17 protein-coding genes are annotated in these 15,948 nt (G+C 59.1%); 4 read left to right on the top strand and 13 right to left on the bottom strand.

From position 1 onward, the window contains the following. Positions 1 to 50 precede the first annotated feature (50 nt). From ACYZTK_RS05345 to ACYZTK_RS05320, 6 genes are all read right to left on the bottom strand, one after another. The gene (locus ACYZTK_RS05345; RefSeq protein ID WP_462013494.1) at positions 51 to 662 is read right to left on the bottom strand and encodes a hypothetical protein; all 612 of its coding nucleotides are present in this window, start codon (positions 660 to 662) and stop codon (positions 51 to 53) included. Between the two features lie 314 nt (positions 663 to 976). Then, the gene (locus ACYZTK_RS05340; RefSeq protein ID WP_462013493.1) at positions 977 to 1,336 is read right to left on the bottom strand and encodes a DUF6124 family protein; all 360 of its coding nucleotides are present in this window, start codon (positions 1,334 to 1,336) and stop codon (positions 977 to 979) included. A 426-nt stretch (positions 1,337 to 1,762) separates the two neighbouring features. Then, on the bottom strand, positions 1,763 to 2,377 hold the full coding sequence (locus ACYZTK_RS05335; RefSeq protein ID WP_462013492.1) for a hypothetical protein: 615 nt from the start codon (positions 2,375 to 2,377) through the stop codon (positions 1,763 to 1,765). A 94-nt stretch (positions 2,378 to 2,471) separates the two neighbouring features. Then, on the bottom strand, positions 2,472 to 3,086 hold the full coding sequence (locus ACYZTK_RS05330; RefSeq protein WP_462013491.1) for a hypothetical protein: 615 nt from the start codon (positions 3,084 to 3,086) through the stop codon (positions 2,472 to 2,474). A 94-nt stretch (positions 3,087 to 3,180) separates the two neighbouring features. After that, positions 3,181 to 3,795 (bottom strand): hypothetical protein, encoded by a 615-nt coding sequence (locus ACYZTK_RS05325; protein ID WP_462013490.1) that lies wholly within the window; start codon positions 3,793 to 3,795, stop codon positions 3,181 to 3,183. Continuing rightward, a complete protein-coding gene (locus ACYZTK_RS05320) occupies positions 3,792 to 5,255 on the bottom strand; it encodes a PAAR domain-containing protein (protein ID WP_462013489.1) in 1,464 nt (487 codons plus the stop codon). Before ACYZTK_RS05320 ends, ACYZTK_RS05325 begins: the two co-directional genes overlap by 4 nt. A 240-nt stretch (positions 5,256 to 5,495) precedes the next feature. Here ACYZTK_RS05320 and ACYZTK_RS05315 point away from each other — a divergent pair, with 240 nt between their 5' ends. Beyond that, positions 5,496 to 6,488, top strand: a complete 993-nt coding sequence (locus ACYZTK_RS05315) for an NAD-dependent epimerase/dehydratase family protein (RefSeq protein ID WP_462013488.1) — start codon at positions 5,496 to 5,498, stop codon at positions 6,486 to 6,488. Here ACYZTK_RS05315 and ACYZTK_RS05310 read toward each other — a convergent pair. Continuing rightward, a complete protein-coding gene (locus tag ACYZTK_RS05310) occupies positions 6,415 to 6,855 on the bottom strand; it encodes a MerR family transcriptional regulator (RefSeq protein ID WP_462013487.1) in 441 nt (146 codons plus the stop codon). The genes ACYZTK_RS05315 and ACYZTK_RS05310 overlap by 74 nt on opposite strands. A 221-nt stretch (positions 6,856 to 7,076) precedes the next feature. Here ACYZTK_RS05310 and ACYZTK_RS05305 point away from each other — a divergent pair, with 221 nt between their 5' ends. The 3 genes from ACYZTK_RS05305 to ACYZTK_RS05295 all read left to right on the top strand — a co-directional run bounded on the left by ACYZTK_RS05305 (position 7,077) and on the right by ACYZTK_RS05295 (position 9,782). Further along, the gene (locus tag ACYZTK_RS05305; RefSeq protein ID WP_462013486.1) at positions 7,077 to 7,247 is read left to right on the top strand and encodes a hypothetical protein; all 171 of its coding nucleotides are present in this window, start codon (positions 7,077 to 7,079) and stop codon (positions 7,245 to 7,247) included. A gap of 278 nt (positions 7,248 to 7,525) precedes the next feature. Further along, entirely contained in the window at positions 7,526 to 8,869 is a 1,344-nt protein-coding gene (locus ACYZTK_RS05300) for an MFS transporter (RefSeq protein WP_462013485.1), read from the top strand. Then, complete coding sequence (locus ACYZTK_RS05295; RefSeq protein WP_462013484.1) at positions 8,850 to 9,782, top strand: 2-hydroxyacid dehydrogenase; 933 nt, start codon at positions 8,850 to 8,852, stop codon at positions 9,780 to 9,782. Before ACYZTK_RS05300 ends, ACYZTK_RS05295 begins: the two co-directional genes overlap by 20 nt. Positions 9,783 to 9,791: 9 nt before the next feature. Here the strand turns inward: ACYZTK_RS05295 and ACYZTK_RS05290 are convergent, their stop codons facing one another. The 6 genes from ACYZTK_RS05290 to ACYZTK_RS05265 form a co-directional block, all read right to left on the bottom strand. Beyond that, the gene (locus tag ACYZTK_RS05290; protein WP_462014857.1) at positions 9,792 to 10,268 is read right to left on the bottom strand and encodes a MarR family winged helix-turn-helix transcriptional regulator; all 477 of its coding nucleotides are present in this window, start codon (positions 10,266 to 10,268) and stop codon (positions 9,792 to 9,794) included. 188 nt (positions 10,269 to 10,456) lie between these two features. Beyond that, positions 10,457 to 11,221 carry a class II aldolase/adducin family protein gene (locus ACYZTK_RS05285; RefSeq protein ID WP_462013483.1) on the bottom strand — a complete coding sequence of 255 codons (765 nt, stop codon included), beginning with the start codon at positions 11,219 to 11,221 and terminating at the stop codon, positions 10,457 to 10,459. Positions 11,222 to 11,244: 23 nt separating this feature from the next. Continuing rightward, on the bottom strand, positions 11,245 to 12,231 hold the full coding sequence (locus ACYZTK_RS05280; RefSeq protein WP_462013482.1) for a ketopantoate reductase family protein: 987 nt from the start codon (positions 12,229 to 12,231) through the stop codon (positions 11,245 to 11,247). A 29-nt stretch (positions 12,232 to 12,260) separates the two neighbouring features. Continuing rightward, entirely contained in the window at positions 12,261 to 13,055 is a 795-nt protein-coding gene (locus tag ACYZTK_RS05275; RefSeq protein WP_462013481.1) for an ABC transporter ATP-binding protein, read from the bottom strand. Then, a complete protein-coding gene (locus ACYZTK_RS05270; RefSeq protein ID WP_462013480.1) occupies positions 13,052 to 14,854 on the bottom strand; it encodes a branched-chain amino acid ABC transporter ATP-binding protein/permease in 1,803 nt (600 codons plus the stop codon). Before ACYZTK_RS05270 ends, ACYZTK_RS05275 begins: the two co-directional genes overlap by 4 nt. Beyond that, positions 14,851 to 15,888, bottom strand: coding sequence for a branched-chain amino acid ABC transporter permease (locus ACYZTK_RS05265; RefSeq protein ID WP_462013479.1), 1,038 nt, complete (start codon positions 15,886 to 15,888; stop codon positions 14,851 to 14,853). The genes ACYZTK_RS05270 and ACYZTK_RS05265 overlap by 4 nt, the downstream gene beginning before the upstream one ends. Between the last annotated feature and the right edge of the window lie 60 nt (positions 15,889 to 15,948).

The following is a 15,948-nucleotide window of genomic DNA, read 5'->3' as shown; positions in this document are numbered from 1 at the left end:
AATGACAAGATCACTGGTTCCGCGCCGTGCAGGTGAAACCGTGGAGGGGGTTAATAACCCCGGAACTTCGAGACTTCCAATGTCATGAGATAACGCTCCTCTGTGGGGCGCTTATCGTCTGTAAATCGATTGACCACCAACATGATCTGGTACTTGTCGCCTGCTCGCCAGTAGGTTTTTCCGCTCCTGTTCTCATCCCTTAGCTTCGCTCTCCAATCGGGGGTATCAGCGAACGGCGGGAAGTCGTCGTCCCAGAGGACTGTCCAGCCGCTTTGCCGCCATTGTTCCTGTAAATCCAAGACGACTTTGAGCGTGTCATCGAGGAGCAGTGGTTCGATTTGAGGGGACATGCGGACGCTTCGTATTATTTCGTTGTCGTATATCACTGCGAAAAATCGAGCTGGCGGAGTTACGAATCCGAATTGAGGGTCGATGAAGCGCAGACTGGCATCGGACTTTGGAATGTCGAACGACACGTTCCCAGGAATGGCTGAATCGATAGATGCGCTGGAGCGTTTGCGCATCGCTTCGTACGGCTCGCCAATCACCAGCGCAATTTCACGCTCAGCTGGCGAGTACTGGATAACTGCGGACGCGAGGACGGCGGTTAGCGCTACCGCAAATATGCACCGCCCCCAGCCGACGCGTTTCACCAAACTCATCGCACGCCACCTCTGTCAGCAATATCCCGGATAGCTTGTTCAATGAGATAACGATTGCGCGCGGCTCCAGCGGTGATGAAATAGCGCCTCATGCTTGTGCCGTCCAAGTTTCAACCCAGGGGCAGGAACGCTAAGCGAAGGGCTATAGAAGAAATATCAGACGTTTCGTTGCTTTCCGTAGGACCTTTCCGAGACGACCAGTCTGCGCCCAAAGGAGCCATCAGTTTGCGCAGCTATTTCGATCTCATTTTGGATAAACGCGGTCCCGAATAAGGGGACCGCTGCACAACCTCAGGCTCTATCGTTACCCACACCTACTCACGCGGATCGATGAGATCCAGCATCCGGTTCGCTGTAATTTCCGCCAGCATGATGCTGTTGGAAATGCCTAACAACGCGTGGCGGGACCCACCATCCAGGTGATCCACCAACTGATGAACCATCACATCGACCGAGGCCAATGTCTCGACCAGATAAACCGCCAGGATTTCGGTCGTTGCCTCTGGTTCCACTGCGAACATTTCACATGGTGCACGTGGCGTAGCTCTGATGTCGGCAATCGACGGGGAGCGGTGGTCGAGCGCCTGTTCGGCGGCATCACTGAGATGGTTTGCATGGGGAGCGGCCGGGGAGGCCGGCTCGGTATTCGGCGGGTTGGGTGTGACCTTGAACATGGCGTATCTCCGTTTACGAATAGAAGCTGCTCCTTTCGGTTCCAAGCGAAGGGTGGCAGCTGTACGCGGGTTGGAACCCGGGGTAAACGGAACCCGGCAGACCCGAAGGTCTCCCGCGCACAGCCGCCATAACGGTGTGCACACTTTGAAGGTGCGCAAGCATAGGTTACGGAGGGCGCTTTTGCGCCGCCTACTCATCGGGGTTCCAAGCCCGGTCGCTGAATTGGCAGCGACACGGAGACGATAGAGATAGCGGTTTGAGCGCACAAGCCGGCGGATTCTGGTGTAGCTGTAGGCAACGGCGCAAGGTCTTGTAGCTTTCAGGAAGTAAAACGGAGGGCAATTAAACAGCCATGACCCCAACTGTCTTCTTGATCAAATGATCGGCGGTGAGAATGAGACGGTTGCGAGCGTTGAATCCTCGGTTCACGGCACCCCCCATGACTTGGCGACTTCCAGCGTCATGAGATAGCGCTCCTCAGTGGGACGCTTTTTATCTTTGAATCGATTGACCACCAGCATGATCTGGTACTTGTCGCCCGCTCGCCAATACGCTACTCCGCCCTTGTTTGCATCACGCAATTGAGAGCGCCAGTGTGGTGTGTCGGCGAAGGATGGTGACCTGTCGCCACCTACGGGAATCCAGCCACTCCGGCGCCATTGCGCTTGCAGATCTAGGACGATCTTGAGCGTATCGTCGAGTAACAACGGCTCGACTTGCGGTGACATGCGAACGCTTCTTACTAGTTCATCAGTGAACGTTACAACGAAAAAGCGTGCTAATGGTGTCACGAACTCGTGTTGGGGATCTGCGAATCGAAGTCGAGCGTCGGATTTCGGAGTCATGAACCAGGAACGGCCAGGAATGGCCGGGTCAATGGTGGCACTGGAGCGTTGGCGCATATCCTCCCAAGGTTCGCCAATCACCAGCGCAATTTCCGGCTCGTCCGATAGCGTTTGAATGGCCGTCGCTGATATGACGGCGACCATTACTAGGATGAACAGACTTCGATGCCAGCCGAGCCATCGAATCGTATTCATCTCACGCCCCGCTCAGCAGCCATACCCTCTGCTGCTTGCTGGATCAGTTGATAGTTAGTGCGCATGAGAGTTTGGGATGGTTTGAATTTTCGGCTCACGGCACCCCCCGCGATTTGGAGACTTCCAGTGTCATGAGGTAGCGCTCCTCTGTAGGGCGCTTTCTATCCTCAAATCGATTGACCACCAGCATGATCTGGTACTTATCGCCTGCCCGCCAATATGCTGTCCCCCCTTTGTTCTCGTCACGCAATCGAGCGCGCCATTGCGGCGTGTCGGCGAATGATGGGAAGTGATTCAGACGGTTGGGTACCCAGCCTGCCTGGCGCCATTGCTCCTGCAGATTCAGAATGATCTTGAGCGTATCGTCGAGCAATAGAGGCTCGGTTTGCGGGGACATGCGCACGCTTCTGATTAGTTCGTCAGTGAAAGTTATAACGAAAAAGCGAGCTAATGGTGTGACGAACCTGTATTGGGGGTCTGCAAATTGAAGCCGAGCATGAGATTTTGGAGTCCTGAACCAGGAGTGACCCGGAATGGCCGGGTCAATGGTTGCACTGGAGCGCTGACGCATATCTTCCCAAGGTTCGCCAATTATCAGGGCAATTTCGGGGGCGTCGGCCAGCGATTGAACGACCGACGCCGATACGACGGCGGCCATTGCCAAGGTAATCAGGCATCGACGCCAGCACAGCCATGGAAGCAGATTCATCTCCCGCCTCGGCCTGCGACGATGTCCACAATTGTCTGGTCGATCAAATGATAGGAAGGGCGCACCATAAAGCGAGGCGCGTTCAGCATTCGTTTCATGGCACACCCCGTGATTTGGCCACTTCAAGTGTCATGAGATAGCGTTCTTCTGTAGGGCGCCTTTTGTCCTTGAATCGATTTACCACCAGCATGATCTGGTACTTGTCGCCTGCCCGCCAATACGCTTTTCCACCTCTATTCACGTCACGTAATCGAGCGCGCCACTCCGGTGTGTCAGCGAATGATGGAAATTGGTCGAGTCGATTGGGAGCCCAGCCACCTTGGAGCCATTGCTCTTGCAGATCCAGTAGGACTTTGAGCGTATCGTCAAGTAGTAGCGGCTCGATTTGTGGGGACATGCGCACATTGCCGATTTTCTCATCGTCGAAACTGATCGTGAAAAAGCGAGCTAACGGCGTCACGAATCCATATTGAGGATCGTTGAATCTTAGGCGGGCATCGGATTCAGTACTCCTGAACCAATAGTGCCCCGGAATGGCTGGGCCTATTTCTGCCGTCGAGCGCTTGCGCATGTCCTCCCAAGGTTCGCCAATCACCAGTGCAATTTCAGGGGCATCGGATTGCGTTTCAATGACGGTCGCAAATATGACCGCAGCGATCACCAGTGTGAACAGACATCGACGCCAGCCGAGCCATCGAATCGAATTCATCTCACCCCTCGGTCTGCGGCGATGTCCTTAAGTGCCTGGCTTATTAAGTAACGATTTTCATCACGTAAAAGTGCATCGAATTGCTCTGCAGCCCTTATTACAAATGGCATACGTTGATTAACGTCAGCCAAATTGGCTACCAGGTTGTCGCTAAAACGGATGGTGCGGCTGGAGTCAATGCGCTGGCACTGACTGGCCAGGGTCAACTCGATAGCTTGTGTGGCACCAGAAAAAAAACCGGTAACATAAAGGAAGTGATTGCTGCGCATGGAGAAGTTCAGGCGCAGGTCGTCGTACATCGCGGGTTGCAAGATGTTTCTCTGTTCGTGCGCAGCGAGACTTTCGACACTGTCAGCGATCTTGCCTGCCTCGATTGCCTCGAATGCTTTCAGAACTTCATCGAAGTCTGTACCAAACTTCAGCGTTTCTTGCGCTATCGGCCACAGCACCGGATGCTGGGCTTTCCCATATATGCCTCCACGGGAAGGAAGGCAGGTCTTAAACGCTGCTAATCCTTGCTCCTTGTAGAATAAATGCAACGGAAATACATCCAGAAATAGCGTGGTGTTCCCCAGCGCCAGCATGTCGTGCACAAACAGGATCGTACTTTGTGCGAGTGACAGTGACCCATCACCGATCCCTAGCTTGCTACCCAGTATCGGGCTCTCGCGGAGAGCGTGATCGTAGTCGCGCTTGCTTTGCTCAAACGTTCGGATTTTCGACTGCCGCTCCTCTTCACTTTGGCTTTTGAGTAACCCGAAAAACCCTCTTCTGGCACTCTCCCCGCGCCGTTCCTGCGATTCATATTCAGTCTGAATTTTCTCGATCGAATCAGCGGCATGCAATAACCCGCAACCGACCTGCTTGGAAGCAAACGCTGCCAGTCCAGCCCACTGAAAACGATTGTCCTCCAGCCATAGCCGGGCATATGCCGCGTTGATCGCACGGTTACGTGCCATGGGGTCTGCAATGAGCACGCCGCCTGGCGCGACGATGGCTTCGGCTTGTTGCTGATAAGTGCGCCACAGGTTTTCGCAGGACAGACCGGATACCTCACCCCAAGTCGGTGAATGCCTCGGAGCGAAACCGGAGGCGCGCGATGCGGCTGGGGGAGGGGGCGTTGGCTGTGCCGCAGCAGGTTGCGCGGCTGGCCTGGCCTGCGGTACTTCAGCGACCTCGATCGACTGACAGCGGAGTGTTTGGTTGGCAATCAGTTTGGGCCGTGGATCACACTTGCAGTTGCAAAGGTCGCCGTCGAGGGCGACTTCGCGTCCACCCAAGTCGTGAGGCAGGCGCGGGCCGGCCAGAACAATCTTTCCGATGCTGTCGCATTCCGGGCAGTAAACAGCATCGCCGTCGCGGGCCAATAAATCACCATTGATGTCGCCGTATTCCCAGCCTGTTTTTACCGTGCCGTTGGCGGTGGTCTTGGCTCCTACGGTAATGAAATAGCGCTTCATGCTTGATTTGTCCTTGGTTTAACTCAGGGACAGAAACGCTAAACGAGAGGCCTACAGAAGAAATATCAGACGTTTCGTTGTTTTGCGTAGGACTCTTCCGAGACGGCCAGCTTGCGCCCGAATGAAGCATCCGTTTGCGTGCCAAATTCCCAGCTCCTTGACTCTGTCCCAAGGGACAGACTCTACGATCCTCTCAATCCTGAAAACAGAACCCATCTCCACCAGGAAAAAGGAGTTCCCATGAGCAAGTTATGTCTGGTCACCGGCGCCAAAGGCCACCTCGGCAACACCCTGGTCCGGGCACTACTCAACCAAGGCTACAAAGTCCGAGCCGGCGTGCGCGACATCACCAATCACACCCCCTTCGCCGGCCTCGATTGCGAACTGGTCTACGCCGAATTGCTGGACGGCCCGGCAATGCTCAAGGCACTCGCCGGCGTGGATGTGCTGTTCCAAGTGGCGGCAGTTTTTAAACACTGGGCCAAACACCCGCAAGCCGAGATCGTTGAACCCAATGTGTGCGGGACTCGTAGCGTACTGCAGGCCGCAGCACAGGCCGGCGTCAAACGTGTCGTTTATGTAAGCTCCGTCGCCGCGATCGGTCACGATGGCAGCGCGCTGGACGAATCACACTGGAACGACGAAGCCGGCAATGCCTACTACCAATCGAAGATTCTCTCGGAGCAAATGGCCTGGCAAACCGCCGACGAACTGGGGCTGTGGATGGTGTCGGTGTTGCCCTCGGCGATGGTGGGACCGAATGCAACCCTGCTGACCGACTCCATGAAGTTTCTGGAGTCCGTCAGGCTGCGTCAGCTCCCGCTGGATCCGGGATTCCATTTCAACTTCGTGGACGTGCGTGACGTAGCGCAAGGGTTGATTCTGGCCGCTGAGAAGGGCCGGGCAGGGCAGCGTTATATTCTGGCGAATGAGCACTCATCGTCGCTCGCTGATCTGATCGAGGCCGCCAATACGCTGTGGCCGGGCTATCGCCAACCACCGCAAGCCCCGCGCTGGTTGTTGGTGTGTATAGCCTGGCTTCAGGAGCGGGCCGCTCGCCTGACGGGCAGGCCAGCGCAGCTATTGCTCAGCCAGGTGCGCCTGTTCCATGACGTTCGGCAGGAGTACAGCATCGTCAAGGCAAAGACTGAACTGGGTTTTAATCCGCGACCGCCCCAAGAAACGCTGATGTCATCTTTGGTCTATCTGGACAGGAGACCGATCCACCCTTAAGTGGAAATGACGTGGGGGCGTACTTTGAATTCATCTCTGCTCTCAGTTCAATCAAGTGCAGGTCCAGCGCCTGCAATTCAGCGATTTTGCCCAGCAGCTGCTGGCGCTTGGCGTCGACGGCTTCGTTGGCCAGCGTTAAAGGAAAAGCCCTTAGCTGATTCTTGGCACTGATAAGCGGGCTCATCTCAGCCAATTTAAAACCGGCTCTTTGCGCCTTGCGAATCAGGTTCACGATGTCCACATGGTGGGAGTCATAGATTCGAAAACGACCTTCGCGCTCCGGCTCGTTGATTAAGCCCATCTGTTCATACAGCCGAATGGCTTTGGGTGTGCAGCCGGTCAATCTGGCGAGTCGTCCAATGTACATGCGGAATTCCTTTTCTTGAGGTGCGCTAAAGGTGCGGTTTAAGCCCGACGAATTATCGATTATTGCAGTTGAAGTACAGTCTGACGCTATCACACCATCGGGGACTGAATCATGAGCTGGCAAATCCGCCAGGCCGTATCGAGCGATATCGGATACCTGGTTCAGATCGATCCTGTCGCCCAACAGGATCTCAGAGGCGTGCCGGGGCAGGGCGCCTGATTGTGGCCCACCTCGAAAGCGTCTCGACCGCAGACAAGATCTTCACTTCAACCAACGTGTCCAACATGCCCATGCGGCAATTGCTGGAGCAGCTTGGTTATCAGCCCAGCGGCACAGTAGAGAATCTCGACCCTGGCGATCCTGAACTGATCTTCGTGAAGTTTTTGAATTAGCGAAGCCTCGCGAAAAAGCCCGGCCACTGCGCCGGGCGTTCTGTGGGAGCGAGCCTGCTCGCGATGGACTCATAGGCGCCGCAATTATCCAGGCTTCCCGCGTTATCGTTGACGTTTTTCGCGAGCAGGCTCGCTCCCACAGGGTTGGGGTCGTCCCATATAATGGGTTTGTAATTCACATATTGAACTAAATTCCTCGCTGGTTTAAGGTCTGTCACAACCCAGTGACCTGACGCCGTCCGGCCACCGAGAATAAAGACAATAAGAGGAATTCCCCCATGACTGGTCCTTCGCTGGACAGCCGTCTGCACGCCAGCACCATGAACAAGCTCAATCTGAAGCTGATTCCGTTCCTGATGCTGCTGTACATGGTGGCGTACATCGACAAGTCGAACATTTCGGTGGCGGCGTTGACGATGAATGCTGACCTCGGCCTCAGCCTGCGCATGTACGGCATCGGTGTGGGGTTGTTCTTCCTCACCTATATCCTGTTCGAAGTGCCGAGCAGCCTGATCCTGACCAAGGTCGGGGCGCGGCGCTGGATTGCGCGGATCATGATCACCTGGGGCATCATTGCCGCGGGCATGAGCCTGATCCAGAGCGCCAACCAGCTGTACGTGATGCGTCTGTTGCTGGGCGCTGCGGAAGCTGGTTTCACCCCCGGGATCATCTACTACCTGTCGCAGTGGTTCCCGCGCAGCGACCGGGCGCGGGCCATGTCGTGGTTCTACATCGGCGCGGCGCTGGCGTCGGTGATTGGCCTGCCGATGTCGGGTGCCTTGCTGAATCTGGACGGCCTGTTTGGCGTTAACGGCTGGCGCTGGTTGTTCCTGCTCGAAGGCATTCCGGCGATAGTGCTGGGCTTCGTGGTGTTGCGTTACATGCCCGAAACACCGGCCTCCACCCACTGGCTCGACAACGCGCAGAAGGACTGGCTCAGCCGCACCATGCAGGCCGAGCAGGCGACTACGGTGATCTCGCACAAAGACGCCTGGCACGTGGCCTTTCGCAGCCGCCAAGTGTGGTTGCTCAGTCTGTTCTGGTTGCTGCAGGCGTTTGGCACCATTGGCGTGACGCTGTTTCTGCCACTGATTGTGCAGTCGGTCTCGAAGCAGGGTTCGTTCGTGGTCAGCCTGCTGTCGGCGATGCCGTTCTTCCTCGCTTGCATATTCATGTATTTGAACGGCCGTCATTCCGATCGGACTGGCGAGCGGGGCTGGCATTTGGGTGGGCCGTTGTTGTTGGCCGGGGTGCTGCTGGGGCTGGCGGTGTTTACCGGCAACCAATGGCTGGCGTATGTGCTGCTGGTGGTAGCGGTCGGTCTGAACTGGGCGGCGACTCCGGTGTTCTGGGCGACCACTACCGAATACCTGTCCGGGCCGGCGGCGGCCGTGTCCATCGCCTTGATCAACTCCATCGCCAACATCGCCGGCCTGGGTCTGCCGCCGGTGATGGGCTGGATCAAGGACGCTACGCATAGCTACGACTATGCCTTGCTGCTGGTCGCCGCCGCGCTGCTGGCCGGGGGCGTATTGGGCCTGTATCTGGGCGGCGGCAAACGCAGCCCCAAGGTCACTCCAGTTGCTGTCCAGGGAGGCATCGATGAAATCAACCGTGCTTAAAGTGGCGCGTCTGCCGGACATGCTCACTGAGCGGCTTTATGCCGACTATGACGTGATTGAGGGCAGCGAAAGCGGCGAAGAATTGGAAGCGCAAACGGTGCGCGGTATCCGTGCACTGATCGCCAACGGCGAGTCACGGGTGCAGGCCAGCCTGATCGAGCGTCTGCCGGATCTACAGGTGATCGTGGTGTTTGGTGTCGGTTACGACGGCATCGACGTCGAGGCGGCCCGGGCCCGTGGCATTGCGGTGACGCACACGCCGGACGTGCTCACCGACGACGTTGCCGATTTCGCCATGACCTTGCTGCTGGGCACTGCCCGGCGCATTGCCCAGGCCGACCGGTTTGTCCGGGACGGACGCTGGCAGCAGGGGCCTTTTCCGTTCACCCGCAAGGTCAGTGGCAAGCGCCTGGGGATTGTTGGCCTGGGGCGTATCGGCAAGGCGATTGCCCAGCGCGCCGCAGCGTTTGATATGCAGATCAGCTACCACGGTCGGCGCCCGCTGGCGGTGGATTATCCGTATTTCGCTTCGGTCACCGAACTGGCGGCGGCGGTGGATTTTTTGCTGGTCGCGGTGGGCGGTGGAGACTCGACCTATCACCTGATCGATGCGGGCGTGCTCGATGCTCTGGGCAGCCAGGGCATCCTGATCAACGTCGGGCGGGGCAGTGTGGTCGATGAGGCGGCGCTGGCGCAGGCGTTGGCCGAAGGACGGCTGTTGGGAGCCGGGCTCGACGTGTTCGAGGATGAACCACGGCCCCACGCCGGATTGCTGGGCCTGGATAACGTGCTGCTCGCACCGCACATGGCCAGCGCCACCTGGGATACACGGCGGGCGATGTCGGAGCTGACCCTGGCCAACCTGGCCGCGCATTTTGCCGGGGAGCCGTTGCCGACGCCGGTTCCGGGGTGACGCGGCAGGTCAGTCTTCCGGCAGGTTATTGAAGATTTTTTCCAGGGTGGCGTTCAGTTTGGTGATCTGCGCCTCGGTCAGGCCTTTGAAACTGGTGCGGAAAATATCACTGGTGCCCAGCTGGATTTCTTCGATGGTGTGGCGGCCGATATCGGTCAGGGAGACCTGGGTTACCCGGCCGTCGCTGGCGCTGGTATTGGTTTCCACCAGGCCATCGGCTTTCATGCGGTAGACGATCTTGGTGATGGTCGAGAGCTTGGCGATGGCGTGGATGGAAATTTCCGAAATGCTCGACTCGCCATTTTCCTTGAGGATGAACAGGATCCGCCAGCGCGGAATGTCCATGTCGATCTTTTTCAGCGCTTTCTCCATCGCCATGGAGTAGCGGCCGTGCAGGCGCGCCAGCCAGTAGAAGGGGAACTCTTCCTTCTTGAAGTCTTCGCTGGCGGGGTTGTATCGGCTCAGGCGCTTTTTCGGGGTGGTCATAAAGGTGGCGTAGTCTTTCTGGTGAACTGGGTTTGATAGCGGGCGCCATTGTCGCGCCGCCTGCTGCAAAAAACCAGCGGGCACGCCACAGCAGGCCTGGTCCGCGACTACATCGAGCAGCATCTCGCCGAATCGATAGTTTTCGGAACAGTTTGCTCCTTTGAGTTAGCCACTGATCGCTCCTGCGATTACCAACATTGCCCACGTGCAGCGTGCATCTTGCGCACCATGCCGTCGAAGAATTTCACCGCAAAGCCGCTGTCGCGAATCAGCATGGCGGAGAGCTCGGCACAACGCTGGCTGATTTCTTCCGGCAGCAGGTTGTCTTCACCGCCCAAAGCACCTGCCTGGCACTGGATTTCGGCGGCGCGCTGCACCGTCCACAACAGGAAGAACGCCTTGGCGATACTGCTTTCGCCGACCGCGATGCCGTGGTTGCGCAGCACCAGAATGTGCTTGTCGCCAAGGCTGTCGATCATCCGGGCTTTTTCGTCGTCGAACAGGGTGATGCCTTCGAAGGTGTGGTAGCCGATCCGGCCGTAAAGTTGCGCGCCGTAGAAGTCGTGATGGGCAAAACCAGCTTTCTTCATCACGATGGCGGAAATCGGCGTGGTGTGGGTGTGGATCAGGCACTGGATATCCGCGCGGGCACCGTGCACGGCGCTGTGCAGGGCGAAACCGGCCGGGTTGCCGTCGTAGGGCGAGTCTTCGAGCTTCTTGCCGTGCAGGTCGACCTTGAGCAGGTTGGCCGGCGTCACTTCGGTGTAGTTCAGGCCGAACGGGTTGACCAGATAATGGTGCGCCGGGCCGGGCAGGCGTGCGGAAATGTGGTTGAAGATGGTCTCGGTCCAGCCGAAGAAATCCACCAGGTGGTAGCAGTGCGCAAGTTGTACGCGCAGTGCCCATTCTTCGTCGCTGTACTGTGGCGGTTTGGCTAATTCGGTCGGGTGCATGTCGGAGTCCTTGTCTTGAAGAGTCAGTGACGGATCTGCTCGCCGCGAAAGCGCGCGAGGGCAATCAGCTGGCGGGTGACGGGCATCGGGATGGCCATGCAATCGGCCAGCTCCAGCACCGCATCGCCGATCGCGGCCAGCTCCAGCGGGCGGCCTTTTTCATAGTCCTGCAGCATCGAGGTGCGCACGGCGCCCATGCCGGCCCCGAGTTCAAGAAAGGTCTGTGGGTCGATGCTCACGCGCGCACCGTGAGCGGCGGCAGTCAACAGCGCTTCGTGCAGGCAACTGCTGACCACGTCGCGCAGCTCCGGCAGGCTGTAAAGCTGTTCGAGGGTGGCGCCGGTGATCACCGAGAGCGGATTGGAGGTGATGTTGGCAATGATCTTGGTCCACAGATTGTCGCGGATCCGATCGGTGGCCCGCGCTTCGATCCCGACACTTTCGATCAACCCGCGCACCTGTTCCAGGCGCGGGCTGAGGCGGTTGTCGGGCTCGCCGAAAATCATCAGGTGCGGGGTCTGCGATTCGGCCACGGCAGGGGCAGGGCAGTGCGCGGTGATGAACACCACGCAGCCGATCACGTGCCGCAGGTCCAGGGCCTGGCTGAGAATCGACTGCGGATCAACCGCGCTCACCTGGCGCCCGTCGTAGCGTCCGCCTTCGCCGTGGAAGTACCACCAGGGCACTCCGTTGACCACCGGGATCACCACCGTTTCGGCGCCGATCATCGGTTGCAATTGTGGTAGCAGACTGGCCAGGCCCTGGGCCTTGGTGCAGAGAAAAATCAGGTCTTGCTCGCCAAGGCTGGCGGCGTCGTCACTGGCGTCGACCCGTACGTGGTAATGACCGTCCAGATCGGACAGGTGAATGCCGTCACGGCGGATGGCCGACAGTGTTTCACCACGGGCCAGGACATTGACCTGATGACCGCAAGCAGCCAGCCGCCCGGCCAGGGTGCAGCCAATGGCACCGGCACCGGCGATGCCGATGCGCAGGGGATTAGCGTTCATCGTAGCTCCTGATTGTTCAAATAAGCCGGTTACGTAGCCAGCATTTCCTGATGCTTGCTCGCCAACCCCAGATACGCCTCGATCACCCGCGGATCGTCAGCCAGTTGTTGTGCTGGCCCTTGCATCGCGATCTGCCCGGTCTCCAGGACATAGGCGTAATCCGCCACCCGCAATGCGGCGCGCGCGTTCTGCTCCACCAGCAAAATCGACACCCCTTGCTCGCGCAGTGCCGTGATGATGCGGAAAATCTCCCGGGTAATCAGCGGCGCCAGGCCCAGGCTCGGCTCATCGAGCATCAGCAGCTTGGGCTTGGCCATCAGCGCCCGGCCCACGGCGAGCATCTGCCGTTCACCGCCAGATAGCGTCGCCGCCAATTGCTCGCGACGCTCCCACAGCCGCGGAAACAGTTCATAGACTTCGCCCAGGGTCTCGCTGTAGCGCCGGTCCCCCGTGCGATGGCGTTGGAAGGCGCCGAGCAGCAAGTTGTCGGCCACGCTCATGCTGGTGAACAGCTCGCGTTTTTCCGGCACCAGGCCCAGGCCCCGCGAGACCATCACTTCCACCTCCGGCAGGGTTTCCAGGCTGCCGTCGAAATGCACCTGTCCCCGGGAGCCAAGCACGCCCATGATCGCCGACAGCAGGGTGGTTTTGCCGGCGCCATTGGGGCCGATCACCGTGACGATCTGGCCCTTGCCGACCGTCAGGCTGGCGTTGCTCAGCGCTTCGACCTTGCCATAGGCCACGCTCAGGTCTTTGATCTCCAGTACGGCATCGTTGACCTGGTTACGCGGTGCGGGCTGCGGTTCCACTTGCATGTTCATCATTCAACTCCTCCCAGGTAGGCTTCCAGCACCGCCGGATCCTTCTGTACGTCTTCGGGCAGGCCTTGGGCGATCCGCTGGCCGAACTCCATGACCACCACGCGATCCACCAGGCCCATGACGAAGTCCATGTCATGCTCGACCAGCAGAATCGCCATGCCTTCGCTGCGCAGGCGACTGAGCAGGATGCCCAGGGCTTCCTTTTCCTTATGGCGCAGGCCGGCCGCGGGCTCATCAAGCAGCAGCAGGCAGGGATCGGCGCACAGGGCGCGGGCGATTTCGAGGATGCGTTGCTGGCCGAGCGAAAGGCTGCCGGCCTCGGTCTGCAAGTAGTCACCCAGGCCCACGCGCTCCAGTTGCCGCCGCGCTTCGCCGAGCAGTTCGGCCTCTTCGCGACGCTCCAGGTGCAGCGCCGCCGCCAGCACGCCTTGCTTGCCGCGCAAATGCGCGCCAATGGCGACGTTCTCCAGCACGCTCATGTTGCCCAGCAGTTTCACGTGCTGGAAGGTGCGGCTCATGCCCAGGCGGGCGACTTGCCGCGAGCTCAGGCCGTTGATCTTCTGGCCCATGAACAGCACGTCGCCGCTGGTTGGGGTGTCCACACCGGAGAGCTGGTTGAACATGGTGCTTTTGCCGGCGCCGTTGGGGCCGATCAGCGCGAGGATTTCACCGGAGCGAATTTCCAGGCTCATGTCGTTGTTGGCCACCAGTCCGCCGAAGCGCTTGGTCACATGACGTGCTTCGAGGATCAGCTCGCCATGCTTGGGCAGCTCCCGGCGTGGCAGGGGAGCGGCGCTTGCGTCGACTTCTTGCACCTTGGGGCGAACGCGCCAACGGATAGGTACCAGGCGCGTCAGCAACGGCCACAGGCCACCGGGTGCACGTTGCATCAGCACCACGATGAGGATGCCGAACACGATGATTTCGTAGTTGCCAGTGTTACCCAGTAGAGCCGGTAGCAAGTCCTGCAGCCACTGCTTGAGCATCGTCAGGATGCCCGCGCCGAGCAGGGCGCCCCAGACACTGCCAACGCCGCCGATCAAGGCCATGAACAGGTAGTCGATGCCCATGTTCAAGCCGAAGGGCGTCGGGTTGACGAAGCGTTGGGTGTGCGCGTACAGCCAGCCGGAAATCGCCGCGAACACTGCAGAGATGACGAAGATCACCATCTTCGAGCGGAAGGTATTCACGCCCATCGACTCCGCCATCACCTGGCCGCCCTTTAGCGCCCGAATGGCCCGGCCTTCGCGGGAGTTCAGGAGGTTTTGCGTGATGACGATGGCCACCAGCAGCAGCGCCCAGATCAGGTAGTAGATGTCCTCGCCTTTATCCAGCTTCAGGCCGAACAGGGAAATCGACGGCAGGCCACCAACTCCAGTGTGGCCGCCGAGGGATTCCAGAGTGCCGAACAGGTAATACAGCGACAGGCCCCAGGCGATGGTTCCCAGCGGCAGGTAGTGCCCGGACAACTTGAGCGTCAGCGCGCCGAGAATCAGCGCCACAGAAGCGGTGAGCACTACGCCCACCAGCAGCGTCAGCCAGGGTGAAGTGCCAGCCCAGGCCAGCCAGGCTGGCAACTGTTCGGTGGTGGTCAGGTAAGCCGAGGTGTACGCGCCCAGCCCGACGAACGCGGCCTGGCCGAAGCTGGTCATGCCGCCGACACCGGTCAGCAGCACCAGGCCCAACACCACCATGGCGTACATGCCGATGTAGTTGAGCAGGGTCACGTAGTACGGCGGCAACAGCAGCGGCGCGACGCCCACCACCAGCAACAGGGCAAGTAACAGATAACGCGGATTCATTCTTCTTCCTCCACATGACGGCTGGTGAACGAACGCCACAGCAGGAACGGAATGATCAGGGTGAACACGATGATTTCTTTGTAGGTACTGGCCCAGAACATCGAGAACGCCTCGATCAAGCCCACCGCCAGGGCGCCCAGTGCGGCAGCGGGATAGCTGACCAGCCCGCCGATGATCGCGCCGACAAAACCCTTGAGGCTGATGATGAAACCGGAATCGAAATACAGCGTGGTGATGGGTGCGATCAGGATCCCCGACAAGGTGCCGATCAGGGCGGCGAGCAGAAAGGTCGACTTGCCGGCGAGGGTCGGTGAAATCCCCATCAGTCGCGCACCCATGCGATTCACCGCCGTGGCACGCAACGCCTTGCCATACAGCGTGCGCTCAAAGAACAGGTACAAACCGACGATCAACCCCAGGGACACCGCCAGCACCCAGAGGGTCTGGCTGTTGAACGTCACCGGGCCGAGTTCCAGTCCGGCTTCGGAGAACGGCTGGGTGCGGGCGCCTTCAGGGCCGAACAGCAGTAGGGCAATACCGACCATGCTCACGTGCACGGCGATCGACACGATCAGCAGCACCAGCGAACTGGCCGAGGCGATCGGCTGGAACACCAGGCGGTAGATCTGCGGCCCCAGGGGCACCACCAGCGCCAGCGTCAGCAACGCCTGCACCGCCATCGGCAATTCGGCCAGCGGCAAGGTATTGATCAGCACCGCCAGCAGCCCGGCATAACCGAGCTTGAACAGAATACGTTTGGGGAAGCGAAACGCCTGGCTCGTGCGCGCAGCACCCCATAAATCGAGTGCGCAATCGATCAGCGTCAGGCCGAGCAGCAGCCACACCAATGCAGTCGGGTGACCGCTTTGCAAAGTGGCCATGGTCAGGGCGCCATAGGTCACGAATTCACCCTGGGGGATCAACAGGATCCGGGTCACGGTGAACACCAGGAGGATCGACAGGGCCAGCAGCGCGTAGATCGCGCCGTTGGTCATGCCGTCCTGGCCCAGCAGCATGGCTATCTGGAAATTCATAATGAGAGCTCTTTTTCTACAGATTGAAGATCACGCGCGCCTGCCGGCGCAGGTCGCCTC

This window comes from Pseudomonas sp. LB3P31 (genome assembly GCF_054897945.1).
This window is presented reverse-complemented; position numbering and strand designations above follow the sequence as displayed.